This is a genomic window from Halorubrum sp. DM2 (assembly GCF_901686465.1).
Taxonomy (GTDB): domain Archaea; phylum Halobacteriota; class Halobacteria; order Halobacteriales; family Haloferacaceae; genus Halorubrum.
In genome coordinates this window covers 2,278,843-2,300,376 of the sequence record NZ_LR594487.1, presented here as the reverse complement: position 1 = coordinate 2,300,376, position 21,534 = coordinate 2,278,843, and the positions used below count along the sequence as shown (strand labels likewise).

At 70.6% G+C, this 21,534-nt stretch carries 18 protein-coding genes; 13 read left to right on the top strand and 5 right to left on the bottom strand.

Annotated features, from left to right (window positions below):
* The first annotated feature begins 1 nt into the window (after window position 1).
* On the top strand, window positions 2-739 hold the full coding sequence (locus QOL69_RS11605) for a cobalt-precorrin-7 (C(5))-methyltransferase (protein ID WP_283403291.1): 738 nt from the start codon (window positions 2-4) through the stop codon (window positions 737-739).
* Between the two features lie 47 nt (window positions 740-786).
* On the opposite strand, the gene QOL69_RS11600 is transcribed toward QOL69_RS11605, so the two are convergent.
* The 3 genes from QOL69_RS11600 to QOL69_RS11590 all read right to left on the bottom strand — a co-directional run bounded on the left by QOL69_RS11600 (window position 787) and on the right by QOL69_RS11590 (window position 5,254).
* A complete protein-coding gene (locus QOL69_RS11600; protein ID WP_283403290.1) occupies window positions 787-1,974 on the bottom strand; it encodes an ABC transporter ATP-binding protein in 1,188 nt (395 codons plus the stop codon).
* Between the two features lie 159 nt (window positions 1,975-2,133).
* Window positions 2,134-4,383 (bottom strand): phosphoribosylformylglycinamidine synthase subunit PurL, encoded by a 2,250-nt coding sequence (purL, locus tag QOL69_RS11595; protein WP_283403289.1) that lies wholly within the window; start codon window positions 4,381-4,383, stop codon window positions 2,134-2,136.
* 493 nt (window positions 4,384-4,876) lie between these two features.
* A complete protein-coding gene (locus QOL69_RS11590; protein ID WP_283403288.1) occupies window positions 4,877-5,254 on the bottom strand; it encodes a hypothetical protein in 378 nt (125 codons plus the stop codon).
* 112 nt (window positions 5,255-5,366) lie between these two features.
* Here QOL69_RS11590 and QOL69_RS11585 point away from each other — a divergent pair, with 112 nt between their 5' ends.
* The 12 genes from QOL69_RS11585 (at window position 5,367) to mtnP (ending at window position 16,577) form a co-directional block, all read left to right on the top strand.
* Window positions 5,367-6,509 (top strand): two-component system sensor histidine kinase NtrB, encoded by a 1,143-nt coding sequence (locus tag QOL69_RS11585; protein ID WP_283403287.1) that lies wholly within the window; start codon window positions 5,367-5,369, stop codon window positions 6,507-6,509.
* Window positions 6,510-6,575: 66 nt separating this feature from the next.
* The gene (locus QOL69_RS11580) at window positions 6,576-7,625 is read left to right on the top strand and encodes an MBL fold metallo-hydrolase (protein WP_283403286.1); all 1,050 of its coding nucleotides are present in this window, start codon (window positions 6,576-6,578) and stop codon (window positions 7,623-7,625) included.
* Window positions 7,626-7,688: 63 nt separating this feature from the next.
* Window positions 7,689-8,633: a DUF4129 domain-containing protein gene (locus QOL69_RS11575; RefSeq protein WP_283403285.1), complete on the top strand. Its 945-nt coding sequence runs from the start codon at window positions 7,689-7,691 to the stop codon at window positions 8,631-8,633.
* Window positions 8,634-8,709: 76 nt separating this feature from the next.
* A complete protein-coding gene (locus QOL69_RS11570; RefSeq protein WP_283403284.1) occupies window positions 8,710-9,264 on the top strand; it encodes a DUF7269 family protein in 555 nt (184 codons plus the stop codon).
* Window positions 9,261-10,679, top strand: coding sequence for a DUF58 domain-containing protein (locus QOL69_RS11565; RefSeq protein ID WP_283403283.1), 1,419 nt, complete (start codon window positions 9,261-9,263; stop codon window positions 10,677-10,679). Before QOL69_RS11570 ends, QOL69_RS11565 begins: the two co-directional genes overlap by 4 nt.
* Window positions 10,619-11,278, top strand: a complete 660-nt coding sequence (locus tag QOL69_RS11560) for a DUF7519 family protein (protein WP_283403282.1) — start codon at window positions 10,619-10,621, stop codon at window positions 11,276-11,278. The genes QOL69_RS11565 and QOL69_RS11560 overlap by 61 nt, the downstream gene beginning before the upstream one ends.
* A 138-nt stretch (window positions 11,279-11,416) precedes the next feature.
* A complete protein-coding gene (locus QOL69_RS11555; protein ID WP_283403281.1) occupies window positions 11,417-12,112 on the top strand; it encodes a phosphoribosyltransferase in 696 nt (231 codons plus the stop codon).
* A gap of 12 nt (window positions 12,113-12,124) precedes the next feature.
* Window positions 12,125-12,832: an HD domain-containing protein gene (locus QOL69_RS11550; protein WP_283403280.1), complete on the top strand. Its 708-nt coding sequence runs from the start codon at window positions 12,125-12,127 to the stop codon at window positions 12,830-12,832.
* Window positions 12,833-12,999: 167 nt separating this feature from the next.
* Window positions 13,000-14,436 (top strand): FAD-dependent oxidoreductase, encoded by a 1,437-nt coding sequence (locus tag QOL69_RS11545; protein WP_283403279.1) that lies wholly within the window; start codon window positions 13,000-13,002, stop codon window positions 14,434-14,436.
* Between the two features lie 54 nt (window positions 14,437-14,490).
* Window positions 14,491-14,658, top strand: a complete 168-nt coding sequence (locus QOL69_RS11540; RefSeq protein WP_283403278.1) for a hypothetical protein — start codon at window positions 14,491-14,493, stop codon at window positions 14,656-14,658.
* Window positions 14,655-15,653, top strand: coding sequence for a YeiH family protein (locus QOL69_RS11535; RefSeq protein WP_283403277.1), 999 nt, complete (start codon window positions 14,655-14,657; stop codon window positions 15,651-15,653). Before QOL69_RS11540 ends, QOL69_RS11535 begins: the two co-directional genes overlap by 4 nt.
* 57 nt (window positions 15,654-15,710) lie before the next feature.
* Complete coding sequence (gene mtnP / locus QOL69_RS11530) at window positions 15,711-16,577, top strand: S-methyl-5'-thioadenosine phosphorylase (RefSeq protein WP_283403276.1); 867 nt, start codon at window positions 15,711-15,713, stop codon at window positions 16,575-16,577.
* Between the two features lie 350 nt (window positions 16,578-16,927).
* On the opposite strand, the gene QOL69_RS11525 is transcribed toward mtnP, so the two are convergent.
* Both QOL69_RS11525 and smc read right to left on the bottom strand, forming a co-directional pair.
* Window positions 16,928-17,935, bottom strand: a complete 1,008-nt coding sequence (locus tag QOL69_RS11525; RefSeq protein WP_283403275.1) for a segregation and condensation protein A — start codon at window positions 17,933-17,935, stop codon at window positions 16,928-16,930.
* Window positions 17,928-21,521 (bottom strand): chromosome segregation protein SMC, encoded by a 3,594-nt coding sequence (gene smc, locus QOL69_RS11520; RefSeq protein ID WP_283403274.1) that lies wholly within the window; start codon window positions 21,519-21,521, stop codon window positions 17,928-17,930. Before smc ends, QOL69_RS11525 begins: the two co-directional genes overlap by 8 nt.
* Between the last annotated feature and the right edge of the window lie 13 nt (window positions 21,522-21,534).

Here is a 21,534-nt window from a genome sequence, read left to right as displayed (position 1 = left end):
GATGACCGACGACCGACCCGACGCCGCGACAGCACCCGAACCGCCCCGCGACGCGGTCAATGACCCTGTGTGCGCCGTCGGCATCGGGCCGGGCGACCCGGAGTATCTCACCCGACGCGGAGCGAGAGCGCTGCGCGAGGCCGACGTCGTCGTCGGCTTCGAGACCGTCGTCGAGTACGTGAGCGACGAAACCGACGCCGACCTGCTGACCTGCGGATACGACGACGAGGCGGCGACGCTCGACCGGTTCGCCGACCGGGTCCGGGCCGGAGCCCGCGGCATCGCCGTGTTGATGGGCGACCCGAACCACTCCGGCTACCAGTTCGTCGGGAAGGTGGAACGCGCGATCGACGAGCCGGTGCGGGTGATCCCGGGCGTCTCGTCGCTACAGGTCGCCGCGAGTCGCGCACGGACGCCGATGGAGGACGCCGCGTTCGTCACCCTCCACAAGCGGGGAGCGATCGACGCCGACCTCGACCGACTCGGCGACGCGGTCGGGGACAGACACCTGCTCGTCCTGCCGCGCCCGTTCGACTGGATGCCGGGAGATATCGCCGCGCACCTGGTCGACGCCGGCGGTGACCCCGGACTCGACGCGCTCGTCTTCGAACGGCTCACTCATCCGGACGAGGCGGTGACCCGGACGACGCTCGGCGAGTTGCGCGAGTCGGCGGGCGGAACGGGCCGCGATTCGACCCCGTTCTCCGACCTGTCCGTGCTCGTCGTGCGGACCGGGTGAGGTTCGTACTTCGGGGTTTCGACCGGAAAGAGGACGCTTGGGGGGCCCTACCGCGGGTACCACGCGAGCGGGTGGTCGGCGGTGAGTTCGAGGGTGACTGACTCGTCGAGGTCGAACTCCTCGACGTGGTTGTGGAGGCAGTGGACCGCCTCACCGGAGTCGAGTTCGACGCGATAGACGAACGAGGGGCCGACGTACTGCCGCGAGGTGACGACGCCGTCGGCGAGTTCGGGGCTCGCGGGCGTCGCGCGGAGGTCGTCGGGACGCACGAGCACGTCGACGGGCGCGCCGTCGTAGACGGTGTCGTACCCCTCCAGCGTCACGGCGTCGAAACGACCGATCCCGGTCTTGACCTTCCCGTCGCGGAGTTCGCCTTCGAGGAACGACGCCCGGCCGAGGAAGGAGGCGACGAACTTCGACTCCGGGCGCTCGAAGACGGACTCGGGACGGCCGACCTGCTCGATTTTTCCGCCGTTCATGACGGCGACGCGGTCGGAGATGGACAGCGCCTCTTCCTGGTCGTGAGTCACCGAGATGGCGGTGACGCCGGCCGCCTTCAGTATGCGGCGGACCTCCTCTCGCATCTCCACCCGAAGGCGGACATCGAGGTTCGAGAACGGCTCGTCTAAGAGCAGCACCTCCGGTTCGGGAGCGAGCGAACGCGCGAGCGCGACGCGCTGTTTCTGGCCGCCCGAGAGCTGGTCGGGCGTCTTCTCGCCGTGATCGGTCATCTCGACGAGTTCGAGCAGTTCGTCGACGCGCGCCTCGCTCTCTGGAGCGTCGGCGTCGGTCAGCCCGAACGCGATGTTCTCGCGGACGGAGAGGTGCGGGAAGAGCGCGAAGTTCTGGAAGACGATACCGACGTCGCGCCGCTCCGGCGGGACGAACGAGCCGTCGCCGGCGACCACGTCGCCGTCGAGCGAGATTCGGCCCTCGGTCGGCTCCTCGAGTCCCGCGATGGTGCGGAGCGTCGTCGTCTTGCCGCAGCCGGAGGGTCCGAGGAACGTCAGCAGCTCGCCGGACTGAACGTCGAGCGAGACGTCGTCGACGGCGGTCTCCGGGCCGAACGCCTTCGTGACACCCGACAGCGACAACACCGGATCCGCGGAGGCGGCGTTCGCGTCGTCGGAAGCGGAGTCCGCCCGATGATCGACCGACCGATCGTCCGATCCCTCGGTCGCCGCGTCGTCCGACTCGGCCGAGCGCGTCGTCCCGACTGATTCAGTGGATGCCATCGATGAGGGGCGGGCACCGGGCGACCGGCGTCCCGCGGTTGCCGTCACATACTTTAGGAGTACCTAAAAGCGTATCGCTCGCTCTCGCGCCGTCGAAATCGGTAGATTCGATGCCGCGTCTTTCTCGGAGACGACGGCGCTCGACCGCGCCGCGACCGCTTAGGCCAGCTCTCGGTCGATCACGTCGCGGTGATCGCGGACCGCGTCGGCCGAGAGCGCGACCGACTCGTCGCCCACCGCGAGCGAGAGCGTCCCGTCCGTCGTCACGTCGCCGATCCGGAAGACGGGGAGCTCGCCCGTCACGGCCGCGACCGCCTCGGGGTCGGTCGTCTGGATCAGCAGTCGCCCCGGCGTCTCGTCGAAGGCCGCGACGCGGTCGGGGAGGGTCGCGTCGACGCCCGCCTCGTCGGTCACCAGTTCGGCGAGCGCGACCGCGAGCCCGCCCTCGCTCACGTCGTGGGCCGCGAGCGTCGACTCGTGGCGGGCGGCCGCCGCGAGCGACGCGACGAGGTCGCCGAGGTCGTCAGCGGCACCGGAGTCGTCGGGCAGCGTCGGGAACCGGTCGCTCCCGCCGGCGTGCGCGAGGTACTCGGAGCCGCCGAGGGCGTCGCCGCCGGCCCCGACGAGCAGCAGTTCGGAGTCGGCCGCGCGGTCGGCGTCGAGGGCGGTCGGCGGGGCCGAGTAGCCGCGCGTCGTGCCCAGCACCGCGAGCGTCGGCGTCGGCGGGATCGGTCCCTCGACGCTGTCGTTGTACAGCGAGACGTTGCCGCCGACGACGGGCGCGTCGAGCGCCGCGCAGGCGTCCGCCAGCCCGTCGACGATCCCCTTGAACGCGCCGTACACGTCCGGCTTCTCGGGGTTGCCGCCGTTGAGGCAGTCGACCGCGGCCAGCGGGAGCGCGCCGGTCGCGGCGAGGTTCGTCGCGTTCTCTACGGCGACCGCGCGAGCGCCCTCGTACGGCGCGACCGCGGTCCACTTCGGGTTCGCGCCGGAGGAGAGCGCGAGACCGACGCCGTCGGCGGAATCGTCGCCCTCGACGGCGTTCCCCTCGCCTTCCGTCTCCCGCATCGCGAGCAGCGCCGCGTCGTCGCCGGGCTTCACCGCCGTCCGCGTGCCGACCTCGTGGTCGTACTGCCGGTACACCCAGCGCTTGCTCGCGGTCGAGGGGGCCGAGAGGACGGCCGCGACCGCCTCGTCGAGCGGCGGCTCGTCGTCCGGGAGCTCGCGGTCGGGTTGACTCGGCGGCTCGCTCGCGAGGTCGTTCATCGGCGCGCCGTCGGCGAGGAACTCCGCGGGCGCGTCGACCACCGTCTCGGACTCGTCGGCGTCACCGGCGAACTCGCAGACGTAGTTGCCGTCCGTCACCTCGCCGATGACCGAGCAGCCGAGGTCGAACCGCTCCGCGAGCGCCGCGACGCGGTCGACGTCCTCGGGCGCGACCTCGTAGCACATCCGCTCTTGACTCTCGCCTAACAGGATTTCGGTCGGATTCATGTTCGGCTCGCGCTGGTGGACCGCGTCGAGGTCGATCCGCGCGCCGAGCCCGCCCTTCGCGACGAGTTCGGAGGACGCGCCGCCCAGCCCGGCCGCGCCGAGGTCGCGGGCGGACAAGATTAGGGCCTCGTCGACGAGGGCCTCGTTACACTCGATCAGCCGCTTTTCCGCGTAGGGGTCGCCGACCTGAACCGCTGGTCGGTCCTCGGTCTCGGCGTCCTCGGCGAGGTCCTCGCTGGCGAAGGACGCGCCGCCCAGCCCGTCGCGCCCGGTGCCGTTGCCGACGAGGACCAGCTTGTTGCCCGGCTCCTTCGCGGTCGCCGTGACCAGTCGGTCCGCGTCGGTGACGCCGACGCAGGCGACGTTGACGAGGGGGTTCCCCTCGTAGCCGCCGTGGAACGCGACGCTGCCGCCGACCGTGGGGACGCCGATACAGTTGCCGTAGTGGGAGATGCCCTCGACGACGCCCTCGAAGAGGTACCGCGAGCGCTCGCGGTCGAAGCCGCCGAAGTACAGCGAGTCGAGGAGCCCGACCGGGTACGCGCCCATGCTCATCGTGTCGCGGACGATGCCGCCGACGCCCGTGGCCGCGCCGTCGAACGGGTCGACGAACGAGGGGTGGTTGTGGCTCTCGACGCCGAAGGTGACGTAGGTGTCGCCGTAGTCGTCGGCGTCGCGCTCGGCCGCGGGCGCGTCCGCGGCGTCGGGGTCGGGGAGCGCGAGGACCGCCGCGTCGTCACCGGGGCCGACGACGACCTGATCGCCCTCGCTGTCGAACGCCGAAAGCAGGGGTCGGGAGGAGCGGTACGCGCAGTGTTCGCTCCAGAGGTTCTCGAACAGCGCGGCCTCGGCCGGCGTCGGCTCCCGACCGAGCTCCGCGACGACGAGCTCGTGGTCCGGGTCGGACAGACTCATTCACTCACGTGGTCACCGAGCCGGTTCTAATGCTTTTCTATACGCACGTTCGTGTTGATCGAGCCGACCGCGACGCCGAACTGACTTGAGATTCTGTGCGGTGGCGCGCGCCTCCGAGCGGTCGCCCCCGGCGACCGCGACGGAGCGCCGCGCGAGGGAGTCGCTGGCGGTCGAGCGAAGCGACGACCGCCAGCGACGAGGCTGGGGAGGCGTGAGGTGCTGTGCGGTCGGGTGGGACTCGAAGGGGCAGTCGGGAGGACGAAGCACGACGATATAAGCACCGCAGCGAGGGAGCGAAGTGACCGAGCGAGGAGCGCAACGAGTCGCGCGAGTCCTCCCGACTGGGGCTTCGGCGGTCACAGTCGCGACGAGATCAGCAGCGTACAGCCGACCGGCTGGGGCTTCGGCGGTCTCAGTCACGACGAGAATAGTTGCGTGCGGCCGAGCGGCAGGATTTTCGACCGGATTCACCACCACCGAACTGACAACCTACTTATAGTAGAACGAGCGATGCGCCGTAGACGGCCACCGTCCCGACCACGCCGATCCCGACTGCCTTGGCGTTGAGTGTGACCGCCTTCTTGCGGTCGGCGGCGAGCGCTTCCTCGTTCCGGATCTCGCTCGTGCCCTCGCCCACGTCGAAGACGCCGATGCCGGCGAAGCCGATACAGAAGCGCTCGCGGTACTGTAACCAGCCCATCGCGGCCCCGTACAGGGGGAACACCGAGAGGGCGAGCGACCACTGCGGCCACGCCAGCGCGACGACCGCCGCGACGTAGACCGCGGCGAGCGCGAGCGAGCCGACGCCGAGGAGGAGTCGCCGCCGCTGTTGGGTCGGTCCGATGTTGCAGACGCCCGGTTGATACTCCATGTCCTCGACACGGGCGCGAGCAGCAAAAGCACGCACGGATCGCGGCGGCCAAGCGGGGGCCCGTGACGACCGTTTTATTACGACATGCGAGTAACTTGAGCCGAAGCGGCAGATGACAGGGACCGACCGCCGAGACGAGGAACTACGGCGGTACGAGGCGATCCTCGACTCGATCGACGACGCCGTCTACGCCGTCCGTCCGGACGGCACCATCGCGTACGTCAACGACCGGTACGCCGAGATGAAGGGGGCGGGCCGCGAGGAACTGCTCGGGACGCAGATCTACGACTGGGTCACGGAGGAGGCCGCCGAAAGGGCGAGAGCGGTCAGACGGGAGATGGCGGCCGGAGAGCGGGACGACGGAGTCGTCGAGTACGAGTTCCTCACCGCGGACGGCGAGCGGTTCCCCGTGGAGATGCGGTTCAGTTTCATCGCCGGGGGCGGCGACGACCACGAGCCCGGCGACGAGGCGTTCGACGAGTTCGATCGCGTGGGCGTCATCCGCGACGTCAGCGATCGGAAGCGGCGGGAGGAGGCGCTCAGAGAGAAGAACGAGCGGTTGGCGGAGTTCGCGAGCATCGTCTCACACGACCTCCGGAACCCCCTTAACGTCGCCGAGGGGCGGCTCGATCTCGCCCGCGAGGAGTGCGACTCCGAACACCTCGACCACGTCGCTCGCGCCCACAACCGCATGAACGTCCTCATCGAGGACCTCCTGACCGTCGCCCGCGACGGCGAGGACGTCGACGAGACGGAGCGCGTCCCGCTCCGCGGATTCGTCGAGGAGTGCTGGGAGGGCGTCGAGACCGCCGACGCGACGCTGCGCGTCGAGACCGACCGCGCGGTCCGTGCCGACCGGAGCCGGCTCCGGCAGGTGTTCGAGAACCTCGCGCGGAACAGCGTGGAACACGGTTCCACGAGCAGTCGGGCGGAGCCCGACGACAGCGTCGAGCATGGCTCGACTGGCAGCCGGACAGAGTCCGGCGACAGCGTGGAACACGGGAGCGAGAGCGTAACGCTGACCGTTGGCGACCTCGACGGCGGCTTCTACGTCGCCGACGACGGCCCGGGGATTCCGGAGGCCGACCGCGAGAGGGTGTTCGATCCGGGATACACCACGAGCGACGGGGGAACCGGGTTCGGGCTGGATATCGTCGAGGCGGTCGCGACGGCCCACGGCTGGGACGTGCGCGTCACCGACGCCGACGGCGGGGGTGCGCGCTTCGAGTTCACCGGCGTCGACGTGGTCGACTGAACGGCCCCCGTTCTCCCCGGCTTCCGCGGTGGCAACCCTCAAATGGACGCCCGCCGACGGGACGGTGTGAAACGGATCCAGCTCGGGAACACCGTCTTCGAGGGCGAAAACGACGTCTACCTGCTCGACGGCGAGACGACCGCGCTCGTCGACACCGGCGTCGCGCTCCCCGAGGTACGCGAGGAGTTGGTCGACGGGCTCGACGAGTACGGAGTTGCCTTCGCCGACGTCGACGCGGTCGCGCTCACCCACTGGCACCCGGACCACGCGGGGCTGGCGGGCGAGATTCAGGCCGCCGGGGACGCCGACGTGTACGTCCACGAGGCGGACGCCGGACTGGTCGACGGGAGCGAGACGCCGCTTTTCGCCGACCGCGACCTCCGGCGCGAGACGTTCGAGCGGTGGGGGATGCCCGACGCCGACCGGGAGCGCCTGACGGCGTTCTTCGACGCAGTCAGCACGGACCTGTCGGGCCGGCCCGCCGACGTGACGGCGTTCGGCGACGGCGAGACGATCGAGGCCGGCGGCGTCGAACTCGAAGCCCTCCACCTGCCCGGCCACACCGCGGGACTCTCCGGGTTCGCGTTCGATCCGCGGACGGTCCCCGGCCACGAGCCGGTGGCAGGCGCGGACGCGACCGAGGAGGCGTTCACGGGCGACGCGCTGCTCCCGAAGTACACTCCCAACGTCGGCGGGGCGGACGTGCGCGTCGAGGGCGCGCTCGCGGCCTACGCCGAGAGCCTCGCGCGGATCGTCGACCGCGACTTCGACGCCGCCCATCCCGGCCACCGCTGGCGGATCGACGACCCGAGCCGGCGCGCCGCGACGATCCTCGACCACCACCGCCACCGGACGCGCCGGGTGATCGGCGTTCTCGACGAGTCGGGACCCGCGACCGCGTGGGAGGTCTCGGCCGCGCTGTTCGGCGACCTCGACGGGATCCACGTCCTCCACGGGCCCGGCGAGGCGTTCTCGCACCTCGACCACCTCGCGGCGGCGGGCGTCGTCGAGCGCGACGGGACCGCCTACCGCCTCGTCGACCCCGAACCCGATGTCGACGCGCTGTTCCCGACCACGCCGCTCGACGACCTGGTCGACGGGAGCGACGACGCGTAGTCGCGGTCTCCGCTACTTTCCGGTCGCCGAAAGGTATTCCTGCCGGCCAGCGTATTCGGGGACGTGAAGCGGGACGCCCTCGCCGCGGTCGTCGTCGCCCTCCTCGCCGTCGTCGCGCTCGGCGTCGCGGCCGCGACGCTGGACTCCGCGGTCGACACCGGCAGCGGCGGGTTCGGCGGCGGCGGCGGAGACGCCCCGAGCGTCGGCGAGAGCGAGGGGGACCCGGGCATCCTCACCTCGCCGGGGGAGTCGGGCGAACTGTCGACCTCCGGCGTCTGCCTGCCGTCTCTCAGGGAGCCGCCCGCCGTCGCCGCGCTCCTCCTCGGGATGGCGCTGCTCGCCGCAATAACGTATCGGGACACCGCGTCGCCGTTCGCGGGCGTCGCCGTCGCCGGCGTGATCGGTGCCCCGATCGGATTCCTCTTCTGGGTGCTGTCGGCGTGCGGGTCGGCCGCAGGGAGCGTCTCGGTGTCGATCGGTCTCGGCGGCAACGGGACGGGACTGTTCCCCGAGGGCGCTCCCGGGGGCGGCGGGGTCGGCGGCGGCGAGGGCGCGGCGTCGACACCGGAGGTCCTGTTCGCGCTGGTGGTCGTCGTAGCGGTCGTCGCGAGCGTCGCCGTCCTCCTCCTCGCCGGGGGCGACGACGAGACCGACGGGGAGAGCGCGGACCCCGAACAGCCGGACGAGGAGCCGCCGGACCTCGGCGCGATCGGGCGGGCGGCCGGCGAGGCCGCGGACCGGATCGAGTCGTCGGACGCCGAAAACGAGGTGTACCGCGCGTGGCGCGACATGACCGATGTCCTCGACGTCGACCGCCCCGCCTCCTCGACGCCCGCCGAGTTCGCGACCGCCGCGGTCGACGCCGGCGTCGACGAGGAGCCGGTGACCGCGCTCACCGAGGCCTTCGAGCGCGTACGATACGGCGGCGAGGACCCGACCGACGACCGCGAGCGCCGCGCCGTCGAGGCGCTGCGCCGGATCGAGGAGCGACACGGGGGCGATTCGTGACGCGCGGACCCGCCGGGAGCGGACACGTCGGACCCGCCGGGAGCGGGCACGTCGGTCCCGACGGAGGTGACCGGTAGTGCGCTTCCTCGTCGTCGCTGGAGTAGTCGCGGTCGCCGTCGGCCTCCTCGCGGCGCTCGATCGCGGCGTGGCGGCGGCCATCTCCCCCACCGCGACCGTCGTCACGCTGATCGGCGTCCTCGGCGTGGTTCAGGGGATCCGATACGCGAACGCGCGCCGGGACCGGCGGCGACTGCCGACGGACCCCGGCGAGCCGGAGCGCCGCGCGCCGGCCGCGGTGCCCGGCGCGGACCTCGACGAACGGATCGCGCGGGTCGCCAGCCCGGGACCGGGCGGCTATCGGGACCGCCGCGACCTCCGCGGTCGGGTTCGGGGCGTGGCGATCGAGACCGTCGCCCGCGACCGCGACTGCCCGCGAGAGGCGGCCGAGGCGGCCGTCGACGACGGGACGTGGACGGACGATCCCGTCGCCGCCGCGTTCTTCGACGCGCGGACCCGGTACCCGCTCCGCGTCCGCCTGTCGGCCACGGTTCGGGGACGCTCGCGCTACTGGTACGGGCTGCGGGCGGCGATCGACGAGATCGACCGGATCGAGTCCGGGGGTGAGGCGTGAGCGACTCCGGGGCGGAGGTCGCGTCCGACTCTGCCAATTCGGCCGATTCGACCGGATCACCCAACTCGACCGATTCGACCGACCCGACCGATCCCGAGGTCGACGCGACCGCGACGGAGTCGCCCGCGACCCCGATCGATCCGGAGCATCGACGAGTGGTCGAGACGGACCGGTGGCTGGGGATCGCCGGGGCGGCGCTGGCGCTCGTCGGACTCGGCGTGGTCGTCCGGCAGTCGTCGCTGGTGATCGCGGGCGCGGTCGGCGTCGGCTACGCCGTGTACGCCCGGGCCGGCGACGCCCCGACGCCGGCGCTTGCGGTGACGCGGTCGGTGAGCGACGAGACCCCCGCCCCCGGCGACGAGGTCCACGTGACCGTTCGCGCGGAGAACGTCGGGGAAGCGGCCCTCCCGGACCTCCGGCTCGTCGACGGCGTCCCGCCCGGGTTGGCGGTCGTCGACGGGCCGGCCCGGGTCGCGACCGCGCTTCGACCGGGGACGGCGGTCGCGTTCGAGTACACGGTGCGGGCGGCGCGCGGCGACCACGAGTGGGAGCCGCTGACCGCGATCACGCGCGACGCGGCCGGTGCCCGAGAACGCACGACGGCCCTCGACGCGCGGACGACCGTCGCCTGTACGCCGGAGCTGTCCGCCGGCGGCGACCTCCCCCTCCGCGGGCTGACGACCGTCCACCACGGGCGCGTGCCGACCGACGTGGGCGGTTCCGGCGTCGAGTTCCACGCCACCCGGGAGTACCGCCGGGGCGACCCGCTCAAGCGGGTCGACTGGAACCGCCGGGCGCGGACGGGCGAGCTGTCGACCGTCGAGCTGCGCGAGGAGCGCTCCGCCACCGTCGTGCTGCTCGTCGACGCCCGCGAGCCCGCGTACGTCGCGCCCGATCCCGACGCCGAGACGGCGGTGGAGGCGAGCGTCGCGGCCGCCGGGCAGGCGTTCTCCGCGCTCCTCGACGGCGGCGACCGCGTGGGGATCGCGGCGCTGTCGCCGCTCGACTGCTGGCTCCCGCCGGGCAGCGGGACCGTCCACGCGGCCCGGGGGCGCGAGACGCTCGCCACCGACCCGGCGCTGGCACCGACCCCGAGCGGCGAGGGGTTCTACCGGTCGCTGTGGCTCCGGCGGTTCCGACGGCGGCTCCCGGCCGACGCGCAGGTGCTGTTTTTCACGCCGCTCGCGGACGACACCGCGGCGTCGCTCGCGCGCCGGATCGACGCGCACGGCCACCTCGTGACGGTCCTCTCGCCGGACCCCACGGCGGCCGAGACGGCCGGCGAGCGGCTGACCGCATTCGAGCGCCGACAGCGACTGCGGACGCTCCGGTCGGCCGGGATCCGGGCGCTGGAGTGGCGAGACGGCTCGTTCCCGGTCGCCGTCGCGGCCGCGACGAGGCGGTGGTCGCGATGAGCGGTGAGAGTTCGACGGGCGCGATGAGCGGTGAGGGCTCGGCAGGCGCGACGAGCGGCGACGCTTCGACGGGCGCGACGAACGCCGACGATCCGACCGCCGACTTCCACGAGACGGACGCGCGGCCCCCGACGGTGGCGATCGTGGCGAGCCTCGCGGCCGCCGGCGTCGCGGCGACCGCGGGCGCGGTCGCGAGTCCGGTCGGCGGGGCGCTGCTCGGGGTCGCCGCGCTCGCGTTCCTCGGCGGCGCGCTCCGGGGGTCGACGCGAGCCCTGACGTGGGGCGCGGCCGTCGGCGTGATCGGGATCGGGGTCGCGGGCTACCGCGGCGCGCCCCGCGAGTCGCTGCTCGTCGCCGCCGTCGGACTGGCGGTCGCGTGGGACGTCGCCGACCACGGCGTCGCCCTCGGTGAACAGGTCGGCCGCGGCGCGCGGGTCCGGCGGAACGTCGCGGTCCACGCGGGGACGAGCCTGCTCGTCGGCTCGGTCGCGGCCGGCCTCGTCTACGGGGTCACCCTCGCGGTCGGCGGCGGACAGCCGGTGGCCGCGCTCGCGCTGCTGCTCGCGGGCGGCATCGCGCTGATCTCGGCGCTTCGGTGACGGCGCGGGGCACGGGCCGAGCAGCGTCAGGCCACGAGTCGAGCGGCGTCTGGCGACAATCGATCGGCGGCCGAGCGGTACGGCCGCGCGCCGGCGGAGCTAAACCCTTATGAGCGCGCGGCTGGCAGGTACGCCCGTATGAGCGACCTCCCGGACGACTTCGACTGCACGCTCACCAACTGGGAGTACATCTACGGGCTCTGCCGCAACGTCTCCGACGCGGTGAAGCGGGCCGACTTCGAGCCGGACGTGGTCGTCGCCCTGGCCCGCGGCGGTTGGTTCGCGGGCCGCTGTGTCTGCGACTTCCTCGGTCTCAACGACCTCACGAGCCTCAAGATGGAACACTACGTGGGGGCCGCCGAGAAGAGCGGCGAGCCGCAGATCCGCTACCCGATGCCCGAGGGGAGCGTGGAGGGGAAGAACGTCCTGATCATCGACGACATCGCCGACACCGGCGGCTCGATCCGCCGCGCGGAGGAGTACGTCGAGGACCGCGACGCCGGCGAGGTCCGGACCGCGACGCTCCAGCTGCTCGGCACCTCAGAGTTCCAGCCGGACTTCGTCGGCGAGCAGTTAGAACAGTGGACGTGGGTCGTCTACCCGTGGAACTTCCTCGAAGACATGGTCGACCTCACGGAGGGCGCGATGGAGCGCGCCGACGAGTCCGCGTTCTCGCGCGACGACCTGCGCCACTACCTGGAGGAGTTCCACGGCATCGGCCGGATCGAGATGGAGGTCGCCCAGCCCGACCGCCTCGACGAGGTTATCGAGGAGATGGTCCGGCGAGACGTGGCGGAACCCGTCGGCGACGGGAGTTGGGCGCTCGCCGAGTAGCCGATCCGAGCGATGGGCGACGACGGCGACAGTGGCGACCGCGACACGAGAGACGACCGCGACGACGACCTCGACCGCGCGCTCGACGCGGTGCTCGCGGCCTACGAGCTGAAAGACGAGCGGCGCACGGGCTGGCAGCTCCGCGGGGTCGACGACCCCGAGTCGGTCGCGGCCCACTCGTGGGGGGTCGCGTATCTCGTCGTGGCGCTCGGCGACCGGCTCGCAACGGACCTGCCGGGCGTCGACCTCGACCGCGCGCTCCGGCTCGCGGTCGTCCACGACGTCGCCGAGGCCGAGACGGGCGACGTGGCGACGCGGGCGAGCGACGCGGACGACGGCGACGATGCGGGCGACGGCGGCGACTCGGCCGCGGAGGCGGCCGACCGCGAGGCGAAGGTCGCCGCCGAGCGCGCCGCGATGCGCGACCTCGCCGGACCGCTCCCGGAGCGCGTCCGGGACGCGTGGGAGGCGTACGAGGCCCGCGAGTCGCCCGAGGCGCGCCTCGTCAAGGAGTGTGACCTCCTCGACACCTGCCTTCAGGCCGTCCGCTACGAGCGCGGCGACCGGTACGACCCGGACCGCGGCGACCCCGACGCGTTCCGCGAGTACGACGACCTCGACGAGTTCTTCGCGACGACCGAGCCGCGGCTCCGCACCGACGCCGGACGAGAGCTGTTCGAAGCCGTCCGAGAGCGGTATCGGACCGTACGAGACGGGTGAGGAGACGCGGAAACGAAGCGATCGAACCGGTCGAGAATCCCCCAGATATTTCGACGATCGTCGTACAGTTAATCGACGTTTGTAGCCTCTCTACCGCTCGATTTCGGGAATGGATGGTAAAAGGGTTAACGGGGGAGGTCGTCTGACGACGTGAGCTTTCACCACGCATGTCTGACACCGATCTCGTAATCGTCGGCGGTGGAATCAGCGGGGCGTCGCTTCTGTACACGGTCGCGAAGTTCACCGACATCGAGGACGTCACGCTGATCGAGAAGGAGCGGGAGATCGCCGCGATCAACTCCCACCGGACGAACAACTCACAGACCCTCCACTTCGGGGACATCGAGACGAACTACACCTTAGAGAAGGCGGAGGAGGTCAAGGAGGGCGCAGAGCTGCTCGCGGGGTACCTCGAAGGGAAAGACCCCGACCGCGAGATGCACAGCAAGCGGAGCAAGATGGTCCTCGGCGTCGGCGACGAGGAGGTCGCCAAGCTGGAGGAGCGCTACCGCGAGAACGGGTTCGGCGACCTGTTCCCGAAGCTCCGCGAGATCGGCCGCGAGGAGATCGAAGAGCTGGAGCCGAAGGTCGTCGAGGGGCGCGACCCCGGCACGGAGCTGAAGGCGCTCCAGACGCCCGACGGTTACGTGGTCGACTACGGCGCGGTCGCGGAGTCGTTCGTCGACGCCGCCCGCGCGGAGGAGGGTGTCTCCGTCCACCTCGGCACGACCGTGACGAACGTCGACGAGCGCGGCGACGGGTTCCTCGTCGAGACCGACGACGGCGACTTCGACGCCGAGGCGGTCGTCGTCGCGGCCGGGTCGCACAGCCTCCAGTTCGCCAAGGAGATGGGGTACGGCGAGGGGATGTCGCTGCTCCCGGTCGCGGGGAGCTTCTTCCTCGCGGACGACCTGCTGAACGGGAAGGTGTACACGCTCCAGATGAAGAAGCTCCCGTTCGCGGCGGTCCACGGCGACGCCGACGTCCACGACGACGGGATCACCCGGTTCGGCCCGACGGCGAAGCTCGTGCCCGCGCTCGAACGCGGTCACCTCTCGACGGTGAGCGACTTCGTCGACGTGTTCGGCTTCAACCCCGACTCCGTCCTGAGCTACGTCAACATCCTCTCGGACAAGATCCTCTTCCCGTACGTCGTGCGCAACCTCGTGTACGACCTCCCGGTGGTCGGCAAGCGCGCCTTCCTGCCGGACGTCCAGAAGGTCGTCCCGAGCGTCGACGTCGACGACATCGACCGCGCGAAGGGGTACGGCGGCGTCCGCCCGCAGATCGTCGACACCGAGAACAAGGAGCTCGACATGGGCGAAGCGAAGATCACCGAGGACGGCATCCTGTTCAACATCACGCCCTCGCCGGGCGCGTCGACCGCGCTGAAGAACGCGATGACCGACGTGGAGACCGTCCTCGGCTTCTTCCAGAACGACTACGAGTTCGACGAGGAAGCCTTCCGCGACGCGACCATCGAGAACTTCCCGCGGCTCGACGAGGAGGCGGCGGACGAGGATGCCACCGACGACGAGGCGACGGACGCCGACGCCGTCGCGACCGACCCGGACGACGAGGTCGCGGCCGAGGCCGACGACTGATCGGACCCGGACGCGAGCGACACCAGTAAGTGGCGTCCCGGCCGAGTCGCAGCCATGGCATCGAACGGCGACGACGGGACGGGACCGGGCGGCCCGACGGCGGAACGCTCGGCGGCCGACGGCGGGATCGTCGACCGCTGGACCGCGCTCGACCGCGGCTGGCAGGCGCTCGCGCTGGGGCTCGGGATCGTCGCCGCGCACCTCGTCGGGCAGGCGCTGTGACCGGGATCGCCGAGGCGGTCCGAGCGTACCTGCCCGGTCTCGCGCTCCTCGCGGGCGGCGCGCTCGTCGCGACGCTCGTCGCGGACGGGGTCCCCGGCCTCCAGCCGCTCGTCGTCGCCGTCGCGCTCGGCGTCGGCGTCGGGAACACGGTCGGGACGCCCGAGATCGCGGAGCCGGGCGTGGGCGTCGACAAGCTGTTCTTGGAGACCGGGATTGTCCTGCTCGGCGCGGCGGTCGCCGTCGAGGAGTTCCTCGCGGCCGGACCGACCGTCCTCGGACTGGTGGTCGCGTTCGTCGCCGGCGGCCTCCTGTTCGCGGAGGTCGTCGCGCGCGGTCTCTTTCGGATCGGGTCGCCGACCTCGTCGCTTCTGGCGGCCGGCGCGAGCGTCTGCGGCGTCTCCGCGGTCGTCGCGATCGGGCGAGTGTTGGACGCCCGCGGGGCCGCGATCACCTTCGCGGCCGCGACCGTGCTGCTGTTCGACGCGGTGACGCTCGTCGCGTTCCCGCTGGCGGGCGAGTGGCTCGGCCTGTCGAGCCGCCAGTTCGGCGTCTGGGCGGGCGTGAGCATGTTCTCGACCGGTCCCGTCGCGGCCGCGGGGTTCGCGTACTCACCCGAGGCGGGCCAGTGGGCCACGGTGACGAAGCTGGCGCGCAACTCGCTTCTGGGCGGGGTCGCGGTCGCGTACTCGCTTGCGTACACGGCGCGCTCGGCGGCGGAGCCGGGCGTCCGGCGGCTGTGGGCGGAGTTCCCGAAGTTCCTGCTGGGCTTTCTCGCCGTGGCGGCGGCGGCCAACAGCGGGCTGCTGTCGCCGGCGGCGCTGGCGTCGATCGGCCGCGTCTCGGACGCGCTGTTCGCGCTGGCGTTCGTCGGACTCGGCCTCTCGATCCGGGTCGACGACATGCGCGCGGTCGGCGCTGCGCCCGTCGGCGCGGTGTTGGTCCACCTGCTCGTCGTGAGCGCACTCGCGCTCGCGGCGGTGCGCTGGCTGCTGTGAGGCGAGTCGGCGACGCGGGTTCACTCCTTATAAGTAGCGAGCGGGCGCACTCCGGGTATGGGAACCATCGGATTCATCGGCGGCAGCGGCATCTACGAGGCGCTCCCCCTGAACGACGTGCGAGAGGTCGAGTTCGACACGCCGTACGGACAGCCGAGCGACGCGGTGACGATCGGCGAGTTCGGCGACACCGGCCGCGAGGTCGCGTTCCTCCCGCGGCACGGCTCGAACCACGGCGTCTCCCCGACCGACCTGCCGTACCGCGCCAACATGTACGCGCTGAAGAAGGCCGGCGTCACTCACGTGTTCGCGTCGAACGCGGTCGGCAGCCTGAAGGAGGAACTAGAGCCCGGCACGCTCGTCGTCCCCGACCAGATCTACGACCGGACGAAACACCGGGACCTCTCCTTTTACGGCGACGGCGTCGTCGTCCACCAGCCGTTCGCGGACCCGTACAGTCCCGAACTCGTCGACCACCTCACCGAGGCGGCCGAGTCGGCCGCGCCCGACGACACCGGCGTCGTGAAGGGCGGCACGTACGTCTGTATCGAGGGGCCGCAGTACTCCACGCGCGCCGAGTCGGAGTTCTACAAGAGCCAAGGCTGGGACCTCGTCGGCATGACCGCGATTCCGGAGGCCAAACTGGCCCGCGAGGCCGAGATCGCGTACGCGACGATCGCCGGCGTCACCGACTACGACGTCTGGAAAGAGGACAGCGAGGTGACGCTCGAAGAGGTGCTGGAAAACGCGGAACAGAACCAGAAGGCGATCAAAGCCGCCGTCGAGGAGGCCGTGCGGACGCTGCCGGAGGATCTGGAGTGTGACGCGCACAGCTCGCTGGAAGGCACGGTCAACACGCCGACCGAGGCGATTCCGGACGAAACCAAAGAACGCGTCGAGCCGTTGCTGGGCGACTACTTATAAACAAATCTGCGGTGCGGTGGCGCGCGCCTGCGAGCGGCCGACAGGCCGCGAGCCAGCACGCGCGAGGGAGTCGGTCGCCGAGCGAAGCGACGGCGACCGACGAGGCTGGGGAGGTGTGAGGTGCGGTCGCTGTGTGGGGTGGGACTCGAAGGGGCAGCCGCGAGGCGGGCGGAGGCGAAGCAAGGACCGCAAGGAGCGAACGAAGTGAGCGACTGAGGACCACAGCGAGCGTGCGCCCGCCTCGCGGCTGGGGCTTCGGCGGTCTCGGTCACGGCGTCGGTTTCGTCGTAGCGAGCGGCTGGGGCTTCGGGAGTGTCCGTGTCGATCAGCGATTTATAACCGGAAACGTATTAGTCCGCGATCGCTTCCGACTCTCCGGTCATCGCCGTCGGATCTTTCACCCACAGGTCGCCGAACAGCTCGTCCTGCTGGAGCCGGACCGAGCCGCGGTGGGCCATAAAGAGGAGCGCGAGGTACGTCATGAAGGGTCGCCCGCCCGCGCTCTCGATCTCGGCGAACAGCACCTCCGTGCGCCCGCGGTCGAAGTGCGTCCGGAGGGCGTTGTCGATCTCGACTATCACCTCCTCGATGTCCTCGTCGTGGGTGCGGTCGGTCGCCTCGCCCGCGGTCGGCTCGCCGTCCTGCCGGAACTCGTCGCCCGTGTGGTAATCGAGCGTCTGCGTGCCGCGGGCGTGGCCGCTCGGCGACTCGGAGGTGTCGTACTCGCGGGACTCTTTCCACCACGAGCCGCGCTCGGCCTCGCGCAGTTCGCGGACGAGTTCGTCGAGCGTCTCCGGCGATCCCCGGGTGTTCTTGCGGTCGAGCCGACGGTCCATCTCGGCTTCCAGCTCGTCGACGGGGTCGAAGTCGCCGTCCGCGGGGTCGGGCGCGCCGCCCTCCATCGCGACCTCCCACGGCTCCGGTTCCGGCTCCTCATCCTCGTCGTCGTCGGCCAGCATGCCGTCGCTTTTCATGCGGAGTAAGACGCTGGCGTAAAACAGCGCCCGCCCGGTCGTTCGGAGGTCCGTCTCGTCGAGCTTCTCCAAGAAGGCGTCCGTCACCTGTACGATGTCGATGTCCCACGGCTCGATCTCCCCCTCCTCGGCGAGTTGGACGAGGAGTTCGACGGGTTCGACCTCGTCGTCGTCGGTCTCGTCCGGCGGCGAGACGCCGGTCACGTCAGGGCCGGGAGCGGGGTCGTCACCCGGGTCGGAAGCGGGATCGTCGGCCGCGTCGAACTCCTCGTCACCGGACCCCTCGTCACCGGACCCCTCGTCACCGGACTGGTCGTCGGCGAACGGGTCGGCCCCGTTGCGCTCGCTCGTCAGGTCGAGGTCGGGGACACCGTCCTCAGTCATCCGCGCTCACCTCGCTTTCCTCCCCCTCGTCGGCGTTGTCGCCGAACTGCATCCCGGTCACCGCCGAGAGGTTGTCGCCCTGCATCGTGACGCCGATGGCGCGGTCCGAGCGCTCCAGCAGCGCCGAGCGGTGGCCGACGACGACGAACTGCGCCTCCTCGGCCAGCTCCTCTATCATCTCGCCGACGCGCTCGGCGTTGACCGCGTCGAGGAACGCGTCGATCTCGTCGAGCGCGTAGAACGGCGCGGGGTTGTGCCGCTGGACGGCGAAGATGAAAGAGAGCGCGGTGAGCGACTTCTCGCCGCCGCTCATCGCGTCGAGCCGCTGAACCGGCTTGTCCGCCGGCTGCGCTTTCATCGTCAGCCCCTCCTCGAACGGGTCCTCCGGGTTCTCCAAGACGAGGTCACCCGACCCCGCGGAAAGGCGAGCGAAGATGTCCTGAAAGTGATCGTTGATCGACTCGAACGTCTCCATGAACGTCTCCTTTTTCGCCGCCTCGTACCCCTCGATGCGCTCCTCGATGGCGTCGCGTTCTTCGACGAGGACGTCCCGGCGCTCCTGCAGCTCGTCGAGCGCCCCCTGAACCTCCTCGTACTCGTCGATCGCAAGCATGTTCACCGGCTCTAACGCCTCCATCTCCGCGTTCAGATCCTCGATCCGCGACTCCACCTCGTCGAGGTCGGGGATCTCCGCGGCGTCGTAGTCGCCGACCTGCGACTCCAGTTCGTCTATCTCCCACTCCAAGCGGTCGCGGCGGTCGGTCAGGTCCGACAGCTCCGACTCCGCCTCCGAGACGAGCGAGCGCTGCTCGTCGCGCCGCTGTGTCGCCTCGCGGATCTCCTCGCGGAGGTCTTCGCGCTCTTCTTTCAGCTCCGTGAGCTCTTCTTCGAGGTCGGCGATCGCCTCCTTCTTTTCGTCGAGTTCCGCCTGCTTCTCCTCGATGGCGGCCTCGTGGTCCGCGATCGCCTCCTCCGCCTCGGCCTTCGCGTTCTGTGCCTCCTCGACGTCGTCGTGGAGGTCGTCGAGCGCGTCCTCGGCGTACCCCTTCTCCAACTCCAGCTCGTTGATCCGGCCGTCGAGCGAGTTCATCCGGTCTTCCAACTCGTCGATCTCGGCGCGGATCTCGTCGGCCCGTTCGGAGAGCTCCGGGATCTTCGAGTCGGCGAGTTCGGCTTCGATCTCGTCTATCTCGGCCGCGAGTTCGTCGATCTCGGCGTCGATCTCCGACAGCTCCTCGTCCAACGAGGTCATCTCCGCGTCGACGGACTCGCGTTCCGCCTCCAGTTCCTCCAGTTCCGCCTCCAACTCCTCGATCCGCGCTTCGGCCTCCGCGAGGTCGTCTTCGGCGCGCTCGACGTCCGCCTCCAGCGACCGGACGCGCTCGGCCGCGTCCGCCTTGCGGTCGCGGGCGTCCTCGATGTCGTCGTCGAGCGCGTCGATCTCCGACTGGACCGACCGACGCTCGTCTTCGAGGTCGGAGATCTCCGTCGCGAGGCGTTCGAGCTTCCCGCCGCCGGACTTCGTGAACGAGTAGCGGGAGCCGCCGCCGGAGCCGCCGGTCATCGCGCCCGACTTCTCGACGAGGTCGCCGTCGAGGGTCACCATCCGGAAGTCACCCATCAGCTCGCGGGCGGTCGACATGTCCTCGACGACGAGCGTCGAGCCGAGCACGTACGAGAAGATCGACTCGTACTCGGCGTCGTAGTCGACGAGGTTCCGCGCGAAGTCGACGACGCCCGGCAGCGAGGGCTTCCGCGGCAGGCTCCGGTCGTCCATCTTCGTGATCGGGAGGAACGTCGCCCGCCCCGCGTTCCGCTGTTTCAGGTAGTCGATACAGGTCGAGCCGACGCCGTCGTCGTCGACGACGACGTTCGCGAGCCGACCGCCCGCGGCGGTCTCACAGGCCTCGGCGTACTCGGCACCGACCGAGCCGAGTTCGCCGACGGCACCGTGAACGCCGTCGATGCCGCCGTTCTTCACCTCGGTGACCGCCCGGGGCCACGAGGCGTCGCCGCGCTGGTCGGCGGCCGCCTCCAGCTTGGCGTACTCGTTTTGCTTCTCGCGGAGCGTCGACTCGATCTCCTCTAAGCGCTCCTCGCTCTCCGCCTTCTCGGCGAACAGGTCCGCGACGGCGTCCTCGATGGTCGCCTCGTTCTTCTCGGCTTTGTCCAGCTCGCTTTTTAGCTCGGAGATGCGCGCTTTGTGCTCCGGGAGCGACTCGCGGGCCTCCTCCAGCTCCTCGCGGGCCTCGCTCACCGCGTTCGAGCGGCGGCGAGCCTCGTCGAGCAGCCGGTCCTTCTCGCGTTGCGTCTCGTTTTTCTCCTCGCGCAGCGACTCGATCGACTCCTTCTTCTCCGAGAGGTCGGCCTTCAGCTCGTCGAACTCGGTGTCCGCGCCCTCGATTTCGGCCTCCACGTCGGCGAGCTCCGAGCGCTTCGTCGCCAGCTCCGATTTTACCGAGGCCTTCTCGACTTTCGTCTCGCGAATATCGTCGTCCAGCTCCTCGATCGTCTCCTCCTTGCGGTCGATCTGGACGAACGCCTGTCTGCGGTCGTTTTCGGCCGACTCCGCGCGCGACTCGGCCGACTCGATCTTGTCTTCGAGCCGCGAGATCTCGCCTTTGATCGACTCGATCTCCGACCGGATCTGGATCTGCTCGTCTTCCCCTTTCGTCTCGATCTCGTGGTTGAGGTCCGCTAAGTCCTCCTCCAAGCGGGTGAGCTTCCCCTGTCTGGCGTCGAGTTCGGAACGCAGCTCGTCGAGCTCCGCCTCCGCCTCCTCGACGTCGTCCGCGACGGTCGCGAGCGTCTCGCGTTTCTCCTCCAGCTCGGAGGCCTTGCGAAACCCGCGGTACTCCTCCAGCTCGTCGCGGAGGTCCTGATACTGGAGGGCGGTCTCGCGCTCGTCGGCGAGCTGGTCGAGCCGCTCCTCCTTCTCGCCGATGCGGAGGTCCGCCTCGCCGATCCGGTCTTCGACGGTGTCCAGCTCCTCGTAGGCGGCCTCCTTCTTCTCGTCGAACTCGGCGACGCCGGCGATCTCGTCGACGATCCCCCGGCGCTGGTAGGGCGTCATGTTGATGATCTCGGTGACGTCGCCCTGCATCACCACGTTGTACCCCTCCGGCGTCACGCCCGCCGCCGCGAGCAGGTCCTGAACGTCCGAGAGGTTCACCGACCGGCCGTTGAGGTAGTAGTACGAGTAGTAGTTGTCCTCCGTCTCCTTCACGCGGCGTTTGATCGTGATCTCCGAGACGTCGCCGACGTTCTCGGTGCCGGCCGCGGAGACGACCTGCGACCGGTCGAGCGCGCCGTCCTCGTTGGAGAGCACGACGGTGACGGACGCCTCCTTCGGCCCGCCGGACTCCTCGCCGTCGTCGTGGCCGGGGTTGTAGATGAGGTCGGTGAGCTTCTTCGCGCGGATCCCGCGGGTGCGCGCCAGCCCGAGCGCGAACAACACCCCGTCGATGATGTTCGACTTCCCGGAGCCGTTCGGGCCGGTGACGACCGTGAAGTCCTCGTAGAAGGGGATCCTCGTCGTCCGCCCGAAGCTCTTGAACCCGTCCAGAACGACTTCAGTAATGTGCATGTGGTCGGAGGCG

What these genes read in the sequence shown, in the direction of transcription:
- QOL69_RS11525 (WP_283403275.1), bottom strand. Translation starts at nt 17,935, where the DNA reads ATGACTGAGGACGGTGTCCCCGACCTCGACCTGACGAGCGAGCGCAAC.
- QOL69_RS11605 (WP_283403291.1), top strand. Translation starts at nt 2, where the DNA reads ATGACCGACGACCGACCCGACGCCGCGACAGCACCCGAACCGCCCCGC.
- mtnP (WP_283403276.1), top strand. Translation starts at nt 15,711, where the DNA reads ATGGGAACCATCGGATTCATCGGCGGCAGCGGCATCTACGAGGCGCTC.
- smc (WP_283403274.1), bottom strand. Translation starts at nt 21,521, where the DNA reads ATGCACATTACTGAAGTCGTTCTGGACGGGTTCAAGAGCTTCGGGCGG.
- QOL69_RS11585 (WP_283403287.1), top strand. Translation starts at nt 5,367, where the DNA reads ATGACAGGGACCGACCGCCGAGACGAGGAACTACGGCGGTACGAGGCG.
- QOL69_RS11600 (WP_283403290.1), bottom strand. Translation starts at nt 1,974, where the DNA reads ATGGCATCCACTGAATCAGTCGGGACGACGCGCTCGGCCGAGTCGGAC.
- QOL69_RS11550 (WP_283403280.1), top strand. Translation starts at nt 12,125, where the DNA reads ATGGGCGACGACGGCGACAGTGGCGACCGCGACACGAGAGACGACCGC.
- QOL69_RS11545 (WP_283403279.1), top strand. Translation starts at nt 13,000, where the DNA reads ATGTCTGACACCGATCTCGTAATCGTCGGCGGTGGAATCAGCGGGGCG.
- QOL69_RS11555 (WP_283403281.1), top strand. Translation starts at nt 11,417, where the DNA reads ATGAGCGACCTCCCGGACGACTTCGACTGCACGCTCACCAACTGGGAG.
- QOL69_RS11540 (WP_283403278.1), top strand. Translation starts at nt 14,491, where the DNA reads ATGGCATCGAACGGCGACGACGGGACGGGACCGGGCGGCCCGACGGCG.
- QOL69_RS11590 (WP_283403288.1), bottom strand. Translation starts at nt 5,254, where the DNA reads ATGGAGTATCAACCGGGCGTCTGCAACATCGGACCGACCCAACAGCGG.
- purL (WP_283403289.1), bottom strand. Translation starts at nt 4,383, where the DNA reads ATGAGTCTGTCCGACCCGGACCACGAGCTCGTCGTCGCGGAGCTCGGT.